Source organism: Pseudomonas sp. GW822-FHT06D10 (assembly GCF_058799535.1).
In genome coordinates this window covers 221,765-235,003 of the sequence record NZ_JBXALN010000011.1, presented here as the reverse complement: position 1 = coordinate 235,003, position 13,239 = coordinate 221,765, and the positions used below count along the sequence as shown (strand labels likewise).

15 protein-coding genes are annotated in these 13,239 nt (G+C 64.4%); 4 read left to right on the top strand and 11 right to left on the bottom strand.

The genetic code is table 11. From position 1 onward, the window contains the following. The first annotated feature begins 53 nt into the window (after window positions 1-53). Complete coding sequence (locus AC1RL5_RS29780) at window positions 54-437, top strand: DUF6124 family protein (RefSeq protein ID WP_492590021.1); 384 nt, start codon at window positions 54-56, stop codon at window positions 435-437. 77 nt (window positions 438-514) lie between these two features. Here AC1RL5_RS29780 and AC1RL5_RS29775 read toward each other — a convergent pair whose 3' ends face one another. From AC1RL5_RS29775 to AC1RL5_RS29745, 7 genes are all read right to left on the bottom strand, one after another. Further along, entirely contained in the window at window positions 515-808 is a 294-nt protein-coding gene (locus AC1RL5_RS29775) for a type II toxin-antitoxin system RelE/ParE family toxin (protein ID WP_073698916.1), read from the bottom strand. After that, complete coding sequence (locus AC1RL5_RS29770; protein ID WP_093409233.1) at window positions 796-1,068, bottom strand: CopG family ribbon-helix-helix protein; 273 nt, start codon at window positions 1,066-1,068, stop codon at window positions 796-798. Before AC1RL5_RS29770 ends, AC1RL5_RS29775 begins: the two co-directional genes overlap by 13 nt. A 360-nt stretch (window positions 1,069-1,428) precedes the next feature. Continuing rightward, window positions 1,429-3,462 carry an LTA synthase family protein gene (locus AC1RL5_RS29765; protein WP_492590019.1) on the bottom strand — a complete coding sequence of 678 codons (2,034 nt, stop codon included), beginning with the start codon at window positions 3,460-3,462 and terminating at the stop codon, window positions 1,429-1,431. A gap of 49 nt (window positions 3,463-3,511) precedes the next feature. Then, window positions 3,512-4,123 carry a hypothetical protein gene (locus AC1RL5_RS29760; protein ID WP_072452766.1) on the bottom strand — a complete coding sequence of 204 codons (612 nt, stop codon included), beginning with the start codon at window positions 4,121-4,123 and terminating at the stop codon, window positions 3,512-3,514. Continuing rightward, window positions 4,123-5,418 (bottom strand): sialidase family protein, encoded by a 1,296-nt coding sequence (locus tag AC1RL5_RS29755; protein ID WP_072452764.1) that lies wholly within the window; start codon window positions 5,416-5,418, stop codon window positions 4,123-4,125. The genes AC1RL5_RS29760 and AC1RL5_RS29755 overlap by 1 nt, the downstream gene beginning before the upstream one ends. Before the next feature lie 45 nt (window positions 5,419-5,463). Then, window positions 5,464-6,009 (bottom strand): cytochrome b/b6 domain-containing protein, encoded by a 546-nt coding sequence (locus tag AC1RL5_RS29750; protein ID WP_072452762.1) that lies wholly within the window; start codon window positions 6,007-6,009, stop codon window positions 5,464-5,466. Continuing rightward, window positions 6,009-6,275 (bottom strand): PepSY domain-containing protein, encoded by a 267-nt coding sequence (locus tag AC1RL5_RS29745; RefSeq protein ID WP_042941807.1) that lies wholly within the window; start codon window positions 6,273-6,275, stop codon window positions 6,009-6,011. The genes AC1RL5_RS29750 and AC1RL5_RS29745 overlap by 1 nt, the downstream gene beginning before the upstream one ends. Before the next feature lie 169 nt (window positions 6,276-6,444). Between AC1RL5_RS29745 and AC1RL5_RS29740 the strand changes: the two genes are divergently transcribed. The 3 genes from AC1RL5_RS29740 to AC1RL5_RS29730 all read left to right on the top strand — a co-directional run bounded on the left by AC1RL5_RS29740 (window position 6,445) and on the right by AC1RL5_RS29730 (window position 9,219). Then, window positions 6,445-7,107 (top strand): response regulator, encoded by a 663-nt coding sequence (locus AC1RL5_RS29740; RefSeq protein ID WP_072452760.1) that lies wholly within the window; start codon window positions 6,445-6,447, stop codon window positions 7,105-7,107. After that, the gene (locus AC1RL5_RS29735) at window positions 7,104-8,486 is read left to right on the top strand and encodes an ATP-binding protein (RefSeq protein WP_072452758.1); all 1,383 of its coding nucleotides are present in this window, start codon (window positions 7,104-7,106) and stop codon (window positions 8,484-8,486) included. Before AC1RL5_RS29740 ends, AC1RL5_RS29735 begins: the two co-directional genes overlap by 4 nt. A 190-nt stretch (window positions 8,487-8,676) precedes the next feature. Then, window positions 8,677-9,219, top strand: a complete 543-nt coding sequence (locus AC1RL5_RS29730) for a hypothetical protein (protein ID WP_072452756.1) — start codon at window positions 8,677-8,679, stop codon at window positions 9,217-9,219. Between the two features lie 75 nt (window positions 9,220-9,294). Here the strand turns inward: AC1RL5_RS29730 and AC1RL5_RS29725 are convergent, their stop codons facing one another. The 4 genes from AC1RL5_RS29725 to benA all read right to left on the bottom strand — a co-directional run bounded on the left by AC1RL5_RS29725 (window position 9,295) and on the right by benA (window position 13,084). Continuing rightward, on the bottom strand, window positions 9,295-10,068 hold the full coding sequence (locus AC1RL5_RS29725) for a 1,6-dihydroxycyclohexa-2,4-diene-1-carboxylate dehydrogenase (RefSeq protein ID WP_072452754.1): 774 nt from the start codon (window positions 10,066-10,068) through the stop codon (window positions 9,295-9,297). Between the two features lie 142 nt (window positions 10,069-10,210). Next, window positions 10,211-11,224: a benzoate 1,2-dioxygenase electron transfer component BenC gene (gene benC / locus AC1RL5_RS29720; protein WP_072452752.1), complete on the bottom strand. Its 1,014-nt coding sequence runs from the start codon at window positions 11,222-11,224 to the stop codon at window positions 10,211-10,213. 10 nt (window positions 11,225-11,234) lie between these two features. Continuing rightward, window positions 11,235-11,723 (bottom strand): benzoate 1,2-dioxygenase small subunit, encoded by a 489-nt coding sequence (gene benB, locus AC1RL5_RS29715; protein WP_011062145.1) that lies wholly within the window; start codon window positions 11,721-11,723, stop codon window positions 11,235-11,237. Continuing rightward, the gene (benA, locus tag AC1RL5_RS29710; RefSeq protein WP_145714257.1) at window positions 11,720-13,084 is read right to left on the bottom strand and encodes a benzoate 1,2-dioxygenase large subunit; all 1,365 of its coding nucleotides are present in this window, start codon (window positions 13,082-13,084) and stop codon (window positions 11,720-11,722) included. The genes benB and benA overlap by 4 nt, the downstream gene beginning before the upstream one ends. Between the last annotated feature and the right edge of the window lie 155 nt (window positions 13,085-13,239).

Below are 13,239 nucleotides of genomic sequence, written 5' to 3'. Positions count from 1 at the left end.
TGTCGCTCAATGGCGGTTCCTCGGTTTGACCCAACTCGACTGGCACAAGGTCATTGCCCACTTCACAACTCCTTGTAAGGCTAACCCCTTCCATCCCCCCCGAACACGATATCGATACCCAGCGCATTCGCTTGGCCTTGGCCGCGCATAGCGCTGAAACCTCGATCCTCAATAGCCTAAAAGACACCGTGCCTACGTCCGTAGGTCATCAATCCATGTTTAGTGTCCGCCCCGGCATCAATGCCGAAGAAGCGTTGGTGCATGTGTCGTTGCTGCTGGACTGTGCGGTACAGGTCAGCGATGAAATCACCGAACGCGCCAGCAGTGTGGAGCGTGGTTTGATTTGGTCGATGATTCATTCGGTGGAGATGGCTAGAGCGGTGGTGGATTCGTTGCTGGATGCCAATAGACCGGCAGAAAACATTCAGCAAATCTGAGGAAGGAGAAAACGGGGTAAGACGTGACTTACCCCGTTGCCATCTGACTGAAGCGCTAAACAGCTTGCGACTAAAACTCAGTAACCGGCTTCTTTCTGGTGCCGAAAGGCAAGTAGGTAAACAGCATCATCCGCACGCTCATGCCGATAAAGTGCGACATAACCCGAATCACCGAACTCGATGATCAGCTCGCGCAGCTCCGGCAGTTCTGGAAAGGGATGATCGATTTCTGGGTCTTCCTCCAGTCGAGCGATTTGACGCTCAATCACTTGGGCAGCTCGTTGAGCGATCAGCGGGCCTTTCTCGACTAGAAACTGGCGACAACGCTCCAACCCTTGCGCAGCACCTTCGGTGAGAATCAATCGTGGCACTTAGGCAGCTCCGCCTCAGCCTCGGTACCCCAGGTATTGAGCCAGGCCCGAGTTTCTTCGCCGGTCAGATGCCGACCCGTTTCCTGATACGCCGCCCAAGACGCCAAGGCTTCTTGTTTGAAGCCCTCACGGGTTTCCTCGCGCTCGACGTACTGCGCTATTGCTTCGCGCATGATCCAGTGGGACGAACGTTGACGCAGCCCCGCCAGATGCTGAATGCGCTTTTTCAGCTCGTCATCAATCTTGATAGAAGTGGCCATTGCCGAACCCTTGTTATCTAAAGGTATTACCTTTCGATAAGGTATAAGGCACCCAACGCAGGTGTCCATGCGCCGAAGGCGCGGATAATGTCACGCAGCACTGGCCTGGGAGGACACGTGGGGTGACAGATATGTACTTTAAAATAAACCTGATTTACCCCGTCTCCCTCTAACTTCTGCTGCTCGCAAGAACAGGCTGTTCGATGATCAGGCGCTTGATATAGCACTCAAACGCCTAACCACCAGCAGCTTCAGCCTTGAACTGGTTACCTATTAAATAGAGCTCAGGCGGTCTTGCGGCCGCCTTCGCTGGCAAGCCAGCTCCTACACGGGCTGGCGTCAACCGATGGCTGTGCGGGGTCACCGAACATTCCGATACAACATCAACCGCGCGCCCTCATGCATCCCCCGGGTCAACTCCAGCAACCGTTCAAACTCCTGCGGATGCTCCTGCGCCACATCCTCACGCGGTGTGTTTGACGCGAGGTCATGCAAGGTCGCGCCACTGCCGTCGTGCTGCATCTGCAACAAAAAGTCCTTGGTCACGCCGCCAATCACTGGAAAGGTCCCTTCCCTCAATACCAGCGGTACCACCCGCTCCCCCTCCGGCGCTGGCTGCTGAATGTCCCGACCCATGGCGCCATTGGTGAAGGGCATCCCGGCCATGCCGGCTACGGTGGGCAGCAGGTCGGCGAGGCCGACGGCTTCTTCGAACACTCTGGGCTGCAACATCCCCGGGGCATGGATCAGCAGCGGTACGTTGTTGCTTTCCAGCCCTAGCTGTTCAAAGGCGGGGGCCATGTGGGGGATCTGGCTGATGCGGGTGTTGTGGTCGCCGAAGAACACGAAAATCGTGTTGTCGTAGTAGCCCCCCGCTTTGGCGATGTCCATCAGGCGGCCGATGTTGAAGTCCAGCAGGCGCACCGCGTTGTATTGCTCCAGGCTGCGGGAACCGGCGGCCTGGACCTGTTCCAGGGGCAGGTCTTGAGCTTGAAAGCCGTCGTTGTCCTTGGGGATGGTGAACGGGCGGTGGTTGCCGGAGGTTTGCAGGTAGGCGAAGAACGGCTGGTCCTGGGGGATGGCGCGCAGCAGGCGGTCGCTTTCCTTGAACAGGTCGAGGTCGGAGATGCCCCAGACGTCCACCTGGGGCGATTGCCAGTGGCTTTCGTCGTACAGGCGCACGTTGTCGATGCTCTGGCGGATCAGGCCATTGATGTTGGCCCAGCCGGCGTTGCCGCCGATCAGGTAGAGCTTGTGGTAGTCGCTGAAGGCGTTGATCAGGCTGTGTTGGCGGGTGATCAGCGGCTGGCGGGTGGCGGTCTCTTGGCGGGTGACGTCGGGCACGCCGGTGATGCTGGCCCACACGGTCTTGGCGGTGCCGGTGACCGGGACATAGAAGTGTTTGAAGAACCAGCTCTGGCTGGCCAGGCGGTCGAGGTTGGGGGTGGGGTTGAGCGGGTTGCCGTAGGCGCCCACGGCGCTGGTGCCGAGGGATTCGAGCATGACGAAGATGACGTTGGGCGGCCGGGGGCGGTCGATGCGGTAAGGCTGAATGCCTTGTTGGCGGGTGAAGTTCAGGCGCTGTGGGTCCGGCTGGTCGACGCCGAGGTAGCGGGCCAGGGCCGGGTAGTGTTGGCGCACTTGGGCTTCGTCGTACTGGGCCTGGCCGGCCTTGAGGGTGTCGTAGAAGAACAGCACGGGGTTCAGGCCCAGGGCGGCGATCTGGCTGTTGCCGGAGAAATAGGCGTCGCTCCAGCGCAGGGGCACGGGGTTTTCCAGGTTGAGGTTTTCTACCCGGCCCAGCAGGCCGAGGAACACGGCGGCGATGCCCAGGGCGCTGACGCTGGCCAGGGGCAGCCGGCCCACGGCTTGCGCCGGGCGGTCGAGGGTCAGGCGTTCCAGGCGCAGCAAGGCGTAGCAGCACAGGGCCAGGGCGCTGCCCCAGGCGAGGACGATCCACAGCACCGGGTAGCTTTCCCAGAGCATTTGCCGGGAGATCTGTGCGTCGTCCAGGTAGCGCAGCACGGTGGCGTTGATGCGCACGCCGAGGTAGGCGTAGTGGCCGAAGTCGATGATGTACAGCAGCCCTACCCCGCCCAGTACCAGCAGCAGGTAGGCCCGGGCCAGCCAGCGCAAGGCCGGCAGGCGCAGCAGGTTCCAGCGCGGCAGCCAGGCCAGCAGGGCCAGGGGCAGCAGTATCAGCAGGGTCAGGCGCAGGTCGAAGCGCAGGCCGATGCCGAGGGTCTGGAGGATGGCTTCGCGCTGGTCGGCGGCGCTCAGGTCCACCCCGGAAAAACCCACGGCGAACAGCAGCCGCAGCAGTGCCAGCAAGCCGAATACCAGCCCGATTGCGCCCACGCCGTAGCGCAGGCGGCGTGATTGCAACCCGCCCATCATTGACCTCTGTGTGGTGTTGTCGAAGGCCGCCGCGCGGCCTGTTGGTTTACCCGGCAAGGGGTTGCCCGCGGCTGCGCTGGGCAAAGCGGCGCCACAGCCACAGCAGCAGCCCGCCGCTGCCGGCGATCAGGCAGTAGCCCGCCAGCAACGGGTCCAGCAGGTAGTCCCAGTAGTTTTCCGAGGGCTTGAGGCGCAGGGCAAAGGCCAGGGTCCCGGCTGCCAGCATCAGTACCCCCAGGAGGTTGCGCTGCCACAGCAGCACCAGCGCCGCCAGGCCCATCAGCACGATCATCGGCCGTGGGTTGTAGCCCCAGCGGTAGGGGTCGAGGTAGGTCAGGCCCAGGGTCGCGGGGTACAGGCTCAGGGTCAGGCCGATAAACAGCAGCAAAACCTGCACCCGGTGTTTGGCTGGCAAGGGCGCAATCACCCCCAAGTGCCGCAGGCTGACCCAGCCCAGCAGCACCAGGGTGCTGATGGCCAGATCATCGGTGAAGCTGCGCACATAGGCCGCCAGCGGCAGCTGGTTCAGTGGAATAAAGCTGACCAGCGCCAGCACCGGCAGCAGCCAGGGCCGCCAGGGCGCGGTCAGGCGCAGGCTGCCAAGCAGCACGAAGCCCAGGAGGATAAAACTCAGGTGGGCTTGCCATAGCGACATCATCACAAGCGCTCCGCCAGCCACGCCGCGTTGAAGCTGACGTGCTTGATAAAGGTGTTGTTCCAGGAATAGACCAGGTGGTACAGGCCGTCCGCCCCGCGGCTGAAGTAGGGGTATTCGTACTCGAAGTCGCAGCCCTGGGGCTTGCACACCCGGTAGTCGAGGTTGCTCAAAAAGCGCTGTTCCAGGGGCAGACGCCGGGCGCCGCTGGAGGCACGAAAGCCTTCGCCGATGATGTCCTTGTAGGCCTCGTGGGAAAACGGCTGGCCCAGGGGATCGGGGGACTGGTCCAGTTCCACCAGGGGCCGCCACTGGCTGAGGCCGGCGTCGGTGCCGTACAGACTGAGTTTGAAGCGCCCGTCCTGCAGATCGTTGAGGGCCACCAGCAGGCCCTGGTGGTCGGTGCCCACCGCCGCCAGCGATGAGTTGGGGTTGGACGGTTGCAACGGATAGGGCTCGCTCCAGGTCTGCCCGGCGTCTTCGGTGCGGCTGGCCAGGACCTTGTGGTGGGTGTCGCCGGCGTAGCGCAGCATGGCCACGGCGCGGCGTTCGTCCAGGGGCACGATGGTCGGTTGCAGGGAGTGCTTGCCACGGCTGATGCGGAATTTGTCGATCACCGCGCCATCGGCGCTCAGGTACAGGTACTCGGCGAACTTGCCCATGAACTCGTGGTACACCGGCAGGCCGATCGAGCCGTCGGCATGGAACACCGGCGCGGCGCGCACCAGGGTGCTGATGTTGAAGAACGGCGAGGTCACCAGCTGTCGCGGCGCCGACCAGCTGCGCCCCAGGTCATCGGAAACCATCAGGTTGATGGCGCTGGTGGCCCAGCCGCCCACCGACACCGAAACGTAAAACATCCACAGGCGCTGGTCCGGGCCCAGGGCGATCACCGGGTTGCCGAGCTTGCGGATATAGCGCCCGGTGCCGTCACGGGTCGATTCGCGGGTGGCCAGTACTTGCTCGGCGCCCCACTCGCCGCTCTGGGCGTCAAAGCGTGCGCTGCGCACCTGGACGTCGGCGGCGCCTTCCCGGGAGCCGGCGAACCACACGGCCATCAGGTCGCCGCCGGGCAAGGCGGTCACCGAGGAGGAATGCACGAAGTCATCCAGGTCCGAAGAGACGAAGCGGCTGTTGTATTGCGGCGTGCTGTTGGCTTTAGCCGCATCGCTGCCGACGGCGGCCTGGGCGAACGGCGCCAGTTGGTGAGGCGGATGGCTGCGCCAGGCGGCGATAAAGACGACGGCCAACAGCAGGCTGCCGCAGAGGAAGATCAGGCGAAAGGACAGCGCACGCATACAGGAGCCCGTGGCAAATACAGGGTGGGAACAAGGGAAAAACCATTAGCGCTTATCACTGCCCGGCAAGGGCCGGCGGCGGCCGGTGAGCATCGACAACGGCAGATTGTCGCGCACCTGCAGGCTTTCAAAAATCGCCGCGCACAGGTGCAGCAGCACCAGCCCCACCAGCACATCGGCGCTGGTCTCATGCACTTGCAGCGGCCAGTCGGCGCCCCACAGGGCATCGACCTCTTGCATCAGGAAACCGCTGATGCCGATCAGCAACAGGGCCAGCAGCATCAGCAGCATCACCAAAGCCCCGAGGGGCGAATGCCCCAGGCGATGCTCGGGACGCCCGGCCAGCAGCGAGCGCAGGTGCCGCGCCAGCCGGGCCCGGGTCGGCCAGAAGTCGGACCAGCGCGCACTGCGCGGCCCGACAAATCCCCAGGCTGTGCGCAACAGCAGCCAGGCCATGGCGTAGTAGCCGAGCCAGACGTGCCAGTCGTCACCGGCTTCATTGAAGAAGTAGTTGCCGATAAAGACCCCGGCGATGGACAGGTGAAACAGTCGCACCAGCGGGTCCCACAGCCGCAGGGAAGCGTGCGGCATCAGCCTTTGATCTCGGTCTTCACCGCTTTGCCGGTGACCGGGTCGTGGTAGATCTCGACCTTGCGCTGGTCCTTGTCGAAGCCGTAGATCTCGTAGCAGTTGCCGTCGGTGACCTTGAACTTGCTGATCTGGTAGCCCTGGGCCTTGAGCTGTTCCTGAAAGGCCTTCTGATCCTGCCATTGCGAGCGTTCGGCGGTGGTGCATTGCGGGCCGGCGAGGGCCAGGGGGCTGGCGAGAACCAGGGACAGCAGGAGGATCTTGCGCATGGAAAACGCTCCGGTGATGGGGGAGATTCCACTGTGCAAAACCAAGCTTAGTGAAAGCTTAGTTGGCAACGCGCGGTAACATTTTCCCCGCGAAAAACCCCTGCCGGCCAAGCTTGGCCGGCGTCATCATGCGCCCCTTCCCTGCCCCTCGCCCGACCGAGAACCACCCATGCGCCTGCTGCTTGTCGAAGATGATCGTGCCCTCGGCCAGGGCATTCGCGTGGCCCTGAGCGCCGAAGGCTACACCCTGGACTGGCTGCAGGACGGCGCCAGCGCCCTGCACGCCCTGCGCACGGAAAGCTTCGACCTGTTGCTGCTGGACCTGGGCCTGCCGCGGCTCGACGGCCTGGAGTTGTTGCAGCAATTGCGCGCCGCCCAGCAGGACCTGCCGGTGCTGATCCTCACCGCCCGCGACGGCACTACCGAGCGCATCGCCGGGCTGGATGCCGGGGCCGACGACTACCTGGTCAAGCCCTTCGACGTCGAGGAATTCAAGGCCCGGGTCCGCGCCCTGCTGCGCCGCAGCCAGGGTCGTGCCCAGCCGTTGCTGGAACACGCCGGCATCCGCCTCGACCCGGCCAACCAGCAGGTGCAGTACCACGACGCCGAGGTGGTGCTGACGCCCATGGAATACCAGTTGCTGCACCAGCTGATGGTACGCCCGGGCAAGGTGGTGACCCGCGAGCGCCTATCCCGGGCGCTGTACGGCTGGCAGGACCGGGTCGAGAGCAACACTCTGGAAGTGCTGATCCATAACCTGCGCAAGAAGCTCTGCAGCGAGCTGATCCGCACCGTGCGCGGCGTCGGTTACGTGCTGGCGCTCAAGCCATGAACTCGGTGCGCACGCGGATTCTGCTGCCGGTCCTGGTGCTGGTGCTGCTGGGGGATTTGCTGATCAGCTGGCTGGTGCTGCGCGACAGCCACCACGAAATCGAAGAGGTCTACGACGCCCAGCTGGCCCAGAGCGCGCGCCTGCTGCAAGGGGTGCTGCGCCAGCGCGACCCGGCTCAAAAGCCGGACGCGGCGGACTGGGAGCGCCTGCACCAAGCCTTCGACCAGGCCATGAGCCGGGTCGGCGTGGACGGCGCCGCCCACCCCTATGAAACCCGCCTGACCTTCCAGGTCTGGCGCGACGATGGCCAGTTGCTGATGCGCTCCGCCGAGGCCCCGCTGCTGGAGGCGCCGCCCACCACCCTTGGGGCCCACGACATTCTGGAAAACGGCAAGGACTGGTGCGCCTTCCTGCTGGCCGACCCACAGCAGGGCTTGCTGATCTGGGTCGGCGAGCGCGATGACATCCGCCAGGACCTGATCCAGCGCATCGTCCGCCATACCCTGTGGCCGACCCTGATCGGCGTGCCGCTGCTGGCGTTGCTGGTCTGGCTGACCATCGGCTGGGGCCTGGCGCCGCTGCGGGCCATGGCCCGGGCCATTCGCGGACGCAGCAGCGACACCTTGCAGCCGCTCGGGCTCAAGCCCCTGCCCCAGGACCTGGAGCCAATGCAGACCGCCCTCAACCAGTTGTTGGCCCAGATCGACAGCCTGCTGGAGCGCGAGCGGCGCTTTATCGCCGACGCCGCCCATGAACTGCGCACGCCCCTGGCGATCCTGCGGATTCATGCGCAGAACGCCCAGAGTGCCGGCAGCCCGGAGCAGCGCCGGGAAGCCCTGGATTTTCTGGTGAGCGGCGTCGACCGGGCCACCCGCATCGGCAGCCAGTTGCTGACCATGGCCCGCATCGAACCGCAGCTGAACAGCCCGCGCCTGAGCCGCATCGACCTCAGCGCCCTGGTGCGCGAAGAGCTGGCGGAACTGACGCCCCTGGCCCTGGAGAAAGACGTCGAACTGGTGCTGGAAGGCGACGAAGGCTGCCTGATCGCTACCGACCCGGTGGCCCTGGCCATCGCCCTGCAGAACCTGGTGACCAACGCCCTGAACTTTGCCCCAGCGGGCAGCGAGGTACGGGTCGGCCTGCGACCTCAGGCGGACGGCGCGATGCACCTGTGTGTGGAAGATGCGGGGCCGGGTATCGACGAGCAGCAGCGCGAGCGTTTGCTGGAGCGCTTCTACAGCCAGGGCAACGCCAATGGCGCCGGGCTGGGGCTGGCGATTGTGCAGATGATCGTCAGCAAGATCGGCGGTCGCCTGGAGTTGCGCAATCGGCCTGAGGGCGGGCTGTGTGCGTTGTTGTTGCTGGGGCCGGCGCTTTAGTCGGCGGCGCGAAGGGCCTATCCTGTGCGCCGCTCGGGAATGGGGGCGGCCTTGCGGGCGTATTCGCTGGCAAGCCAGCGCCTACACAAGCACGCCCCCGTAGGAGCCGGCTTGCCGGCGAAAGCATCCGTAAGATCGCCTTCGTCGGCAGCCGACTCCTACAAACGAAATGACAATCAGGGAGACACCCATGGCCATGCCGGAACGGCTGAAACCAACACCCGCCACGCCGAAAATACGTGCGCTGATGAAGGGCTTGCTGAAGCAGATCCTCGACCGCATCTGGGACAACCAGGAACGGGAAAGCCCCGAGATCAGTGCGCTGATCCAGCAGTGGAACAGCCACGCCGGCCGGCCTTTCGAGTTCCACGAATTTCGCGATATGCACAGCCATACCAGCGCGGCGAACTTTCTGCGCACGGCCTTTCATCAGGAGCGCTACGTTGACGACCTGAGCTTCGCCGAGGCCTGCGCCGTGGCGGATTTCATCTGCCAGTGCGAAGGCACGGAGTCTGATACGGACTACGCCCTGAACCTGCTGGAAACCAACTTCCCCGAGGCCAATGCCTCGGACCTGATCTTCTGGCCCAACGAGTGGTTTGGCGATCAAGATATGTTGCATATCGAGCTGAGCTCGGCGCAGATCATCGGTTATCTGATGGCGCAGTCTTCGCGGCAACTGCAGGATGCACCGCCGATCACCTTGCCCTACCCCATTCCACCGCAGCCATAGAGGCCCTCGGGCTGGCCAGCTGCATAAGCACCGCCGTGGCCAGCCACAGGTAAGGGCGTCCAGTTCGCCCCTCGTTCAGCCCTGATCGCCGCCGCCCACCGGCAGCACCGTGCCGGTGATATAGGAGGCTTCGTCGGAGGCCAGGAACAGAATCGCCGCCGCCTGCTCGTCAACGCTGCCGTAGCGGTGCATCAGGCTGCTATCCAGGGTCTGGTCGACGATCTGCTGGTACCAGGCCTGCTCTTCGGTACTGGGCTCGGCGCTGTTGCGCGGAATGCGCCGCGGCGGTGCCTCGGTGCCGCCGGGAGCGGTGGCGTTGACCCGCACGCCGCGGCCGGCGGTTTCAAAAGCCAGGCATGCAGTGAGTGCATTGATGCCGCCCTTGGCCGCGCCGTAGGGCACGCGGTTGAGGCTGCGGGTGGCGATGGAGGAAACATTGACGATGGCGCCGCGGCCCTGCTCCAGCATCTGCGGCAAGGCGGCGTGGCAGCACCACAGGGTGGGGAACAATGAGCGACGCACTTCGGCTTCGATCTGCGCCGGCTCGTAGTGCTCGAAAGGCTTGGCCCAGATGGTGCCGCCAACGTTGTTGATGAGGATGTCGAGGCGGCCGAAGTGGGCGATGGCGGCGGCCATGATCCGGCTGCATTCGCTGTACTGCTCCAGGTCGGCGGTCAGGGCCAGGATCGGGTAGCGGGGGCTGAGTGCAGCGGCCAGTTCGAAGACCAGTTCCGAGCGGTCCACCAGCACCACGCGAGCGCCCTCCTCGGCCAGGCGTTCGGCAACGCGACGGCCGATGCCCTGGGCGGCGCCGGTGACCAGGGCGACTTGGTTGTGGAAACGGTTCATGGAAACCTCGTGAATGCAAAAAGATAGGGAGAACACCACCCAACGTAGGAGCCGGCTTGCCGGCGAAGAGGCCCTCGAGCCTTGCAGCGCTCTTGTGGACGCCTTCGCTGGCAAGTCAGCTCCTACAGCGGCGAGGCGCTCTTCAGGCGGCGCTGGCGGCGAACTTCTCGTAGTAGAAGTTCGCCGGGGCGATGCCCTGTTCGCGGATGAACTGGCTCACCGCCTCCACCATTGGCGGCGGCCCGCACAGGTAGACATCCACATCGCCCTGGTTGAGGTGCGTCGGTTCGATGTGCTGGGTCACGTAGCCCTTGCGCGGGTACTGGCTTTCGGGGTTGGCCACGCAGGCGCTGAAGCTGAACTGCGGGATACGCGCGGCAAAGTCTTCCAGGCGCTCCAGTTCCACCAGGTCGAAGTCGTTGGTCACGCCGTAGATCAAATGCAACGGGTGCTCGCTGCCCTGCTCGGCAATTTTCTCCAGCATCGCGGTGAACGGCGCCAGCCCGGTGCCGCCGGCCAGCAACAGCAGGGGCCGGCGGATGTCCCGCAGGTAGAAGCTGCCCAGGGGCCCGGCCAGGGTCATGCTGTCGCCGGCTTTGGCAAGACCGGTGAGGAAGCTGCTCATCAGGCCTCCGGGCACATTGCGGATCAGGAAGCTGACCTCGCCATCGCGCTGCAGGGAGCTGAAGGAATAGGCGCGGGTCTGCTCGCTGCCAGGCACGCCGAGGTTGACGTACTGCCCCGGCAGGAACGCCAGCTGGTTCAGGGCCTCGCCCTTGATCGACAGGGCGATGGTGCTGTCGGACAACTGGCGCACCGCGCTGATGCTGGCCTGGAAGGTGGCCTGCCCGGCCCGGCAGACCTGGGACGAGGCCGGCACCCGTACCACGCAATCACCGAGGGCGCGCATCTGGCAGGTGAGGACAAAACCCTGCTCGGCCTCGTCGGCGCTCAGGGCGTCTTCGATGTAATCCTCCCCCAGCTCGTAGAGCCCCGCCTCGGCAAAACACTTGCAGGTGCCGCAGGCGCCGTCGCGGCAGTCCAGGGGAACATTGATGCCCTGGCGGTAGGCGGCGTCGGCCACGGTTTCGCCCGGGTTGGCGTTGACGAAACGGGTCACGCCGTCTTCGAAGTTGAGTGCGATTTGATGGCTCATGGCGGTCGCCTCAGAGGTGGTAGATATCGACGACCTGGCGAACGTAGTCGTTCTTCAGGATGACTTTCTTGGCCAGGATCAGCGGGTTTTCGCCCCGCAGGTCGAGGGTGTAGAAGCTGCAGCCGAAATAGCTGTCCACAGTCTTGTAGCGAAAGCTCAGGGTGTGCCAGTTGAAGCGCAGCTTGCACTGGCCGTCGCCCTGCTCCAGCAGCTCGATATTGCTCAGGTTGTGGGAGGTGCGGGTGTCGGGAATGCTGGCGCTGGAGCGCTCGGTCTTGATGCGGAACACCCGGTCTTCCAGGCCGCTGCGGTTGCCGTACCAGATCAGCGAGATTTCCCGCTGCGGGTCTTCGGTCAACTGATCGCTGTCGTCCCAGGAGGGCATCCAGAAGGTCGCGTCCGGGGCGTAGAGTTCCAGCCAGCTGTCCCAGTCCTTGTCGTCCAGGTAGCGGGCTTCGCGGTACAGGAAATCGCGCACGGCGTCGTAGGAAATGGTCATTGCACGGCCTCCACGTCGATCCGGCGAGAGGCTTCAAGCTCCAGGGCCGCGAGCAGGGTTTGCTGCCAGTACTTGTGCTGCATCACGAACAGGCCCTCGTCCTCGGTGCGCACCCCGCTGAGGATCGGTTGCAGGTCGATTTCTTTCGCTGCGTCGTCCGCCCCCTGGACCCAGTGCTCGGCGCCGCGGGACATGTCGTTCCAGGCCGTGGTGCTGCCCTGGTAGCCGAGCTGGCAGGAGCGGAATTCCTCCAGGTCGTCGGGGGTGGCCATGCCGCTGACGTTGAAGAAGTCTTCGTACTGGCGGATGCGCCGGGCCCGGGCTTCGTCGCTCTCGCCCTTGGGGGCGATGCAGTAGATGGTGATTTCGGTGCGGTCCACGGCGATCGGCCGGGCGATGCGGATCTGCGAGCTGAACTGGTCCATCAGGTAGACGTTGGGGTACAGGCACAGGTTGCGCGAGTTCTCGATCATCCAGTCGGCGCGGGCCTGGCCAAAGTCCCGGGCCAGCTCGTCGCGGCGCTCGTAGAGCGGGCGGTCCTCGGGGTTGGACCAGCGGGTCCAGAGCAGCATGTGGCCCTTGTCGAACGAGTAGAAACCGCCGCCCTGCTTGGCCCAGGTGCCGGCGCTCATGGTACGGATGTCTTCCCCGGCCTCGCGCTGCTTGCGCTGGTTCTGGGTGGCCGCGTAGTTCCAGTGCACCGAGCTGACGTGGTAGCCGTCGGCGCCGTTCTCGGCGGTGAGTTTCCAGTTGCCTTCGTAGATGTAGCTGGAGGAACCGCGCAGCACTTCCAGGCCGTCGGCGGACTGGTCGACGATCATGTCGATGATCTTCGCCGACTCCCCCAGGTGTTCCACCAGGGGCAGCACGTCGGGGTTGAGGCTGCCGAACAGGAAGCCGCGGTAGGACTCGAAGCGCGCGACGCGGGTCAGGTCGTGGGAGCCTTCGCAGTTGAAGCTGGCCGGGTAGCCGGCGGCGGCCGGGTCCTTGACCTTGAGCAGCTTGCCGGTGTTGTTGAAGGTCCAGCCGTGGAACGGGCAGGTGAAGGAGGCCTTGTTGCCGGTCTTGTGCCGGCAAAGCATGGCGCCGCGATGGCTGCAGGCGTTGATGAAGGCATTGAGCTCGCCGTTCTTGTTGCGGGCGATGAACACCGGCTGCCGGCCCATGGTGGTGCTGTAGTAGTCGTTGGGGTTGGGGATCTGGCTTTCGTGGGCCAGGTACAGCCAGTTGCCTTCGAAGATGTGCTGCATCTCCAGGTCGAACAGCCGGGGGTCGGTGAACATCTCCCGCTTGCAGCGGTAGACGCCCTGGTCGGGGTCTTCTTCAAGCAGGGAATGCAGGTATTCGGGTCGCAGGGACATGGCCGCCGCCTCCATTGTTTTTATTCAGGCAGGGCCATGCTAGGGCGGGCTTGGAACGGGTAATAGCCAATGCCTGCAGACCTGTATCCGTTTTCTGCAGGCTGCGAACGGCCCGAAGGGACGCAAGGATCTCAAGGCCGCTGGAGGTTCGGCTG

Coding starts and splice junctions, on each gene's coding strand:
- AC1RL5_RS29735 (WP_072452758.1), top strand. CDS start 7,104: ATGAACTCGGTGCGCACGCGGATTCTGCTGCCGGTCCTGGTGCTGGTG.
- benC (WP_072452752.1), bottom strand. CDS start 11,224: ATGAGCCATCAAATCGCACTCAACTTCGAAGACGGCGTGACCCGTTTC.
- AC1RL5_RS29765 (WP_492590019.1), bottom strand. CDS start 3,462: ATGGGCGGGTTGCAATCACGCCGCCTGCGCTACGGCGTGGGCGCAATC.
- benB (WP_011062145.1), bottom strand. CDS start 11,723: ATGACCATTTCCTACGACGCCGTGCGCGATTTCCTGTACCGCGAAGCC.
- AC1RL5_RS29725 (WP_072452754.1), bottom strand. CDS start 10,068: ATGAACCGTTTCCACAACCAAGTCGCCCTGGTCACCGGCGCCGCCCAG.
- AC1RL5_RS29745 (WP_042941807.1), bottom strand. CDS start 6,275: ATGCGCAAGATCCTCCTGCTGTCCCTGGTTCTCGCCAGCCCCCTGGCC.
- AC1RL5_RS29740 (WP_072452760.1), top strand. CDS start 6,445: ATGCGCCTGCTGCTTGTCGAAGATGATCGTGCCCTCGGCCAGGGCATT.
- AC1RL5_RS29770 (WP_093409233.1), bottom strand. CDS start 1,068: ATGGCCACTTCTATCAAGATTGATGACGAGCTGAAAAAGCGCATTCAG.
- AC1RL5_RS29760 (WP_072452766.1), bottom strand. CDS start 4,123: ATGATGTCGCTATGGCAAGCCCACCTGAGTTTTATCCTCCTGGGCTTC.
- AC1RL5_RS29750 (WP_072452762.1), bottom strand. CDS start 6,009: ATGCCGCACGCTTCCCTGCGGCTGTGGGACCCGCTGGTGCGACTGTTT.
- AC1RL5_RS29755 (WP_072452764.1), bottom strand. CDS start 5,418: ATGCGTGCGCTGTCCTTTCGCCTGATCTTCCTCTGCGGCAGCCTGCTG.
- AC1RL5_RS29730 (WP_072452756.1), top strand. CDS start 8,677: ATGGCCATGCCGGAACGGCTGAAACCAACACCCGCCACGCCGAAAATA.
- benA (WP_145714257.1), bottom strand. CDS start 13,084: ATGTCCCTGCGACCCGAATACCTGCATTCCCTGCTTGAAGAAGACCCC.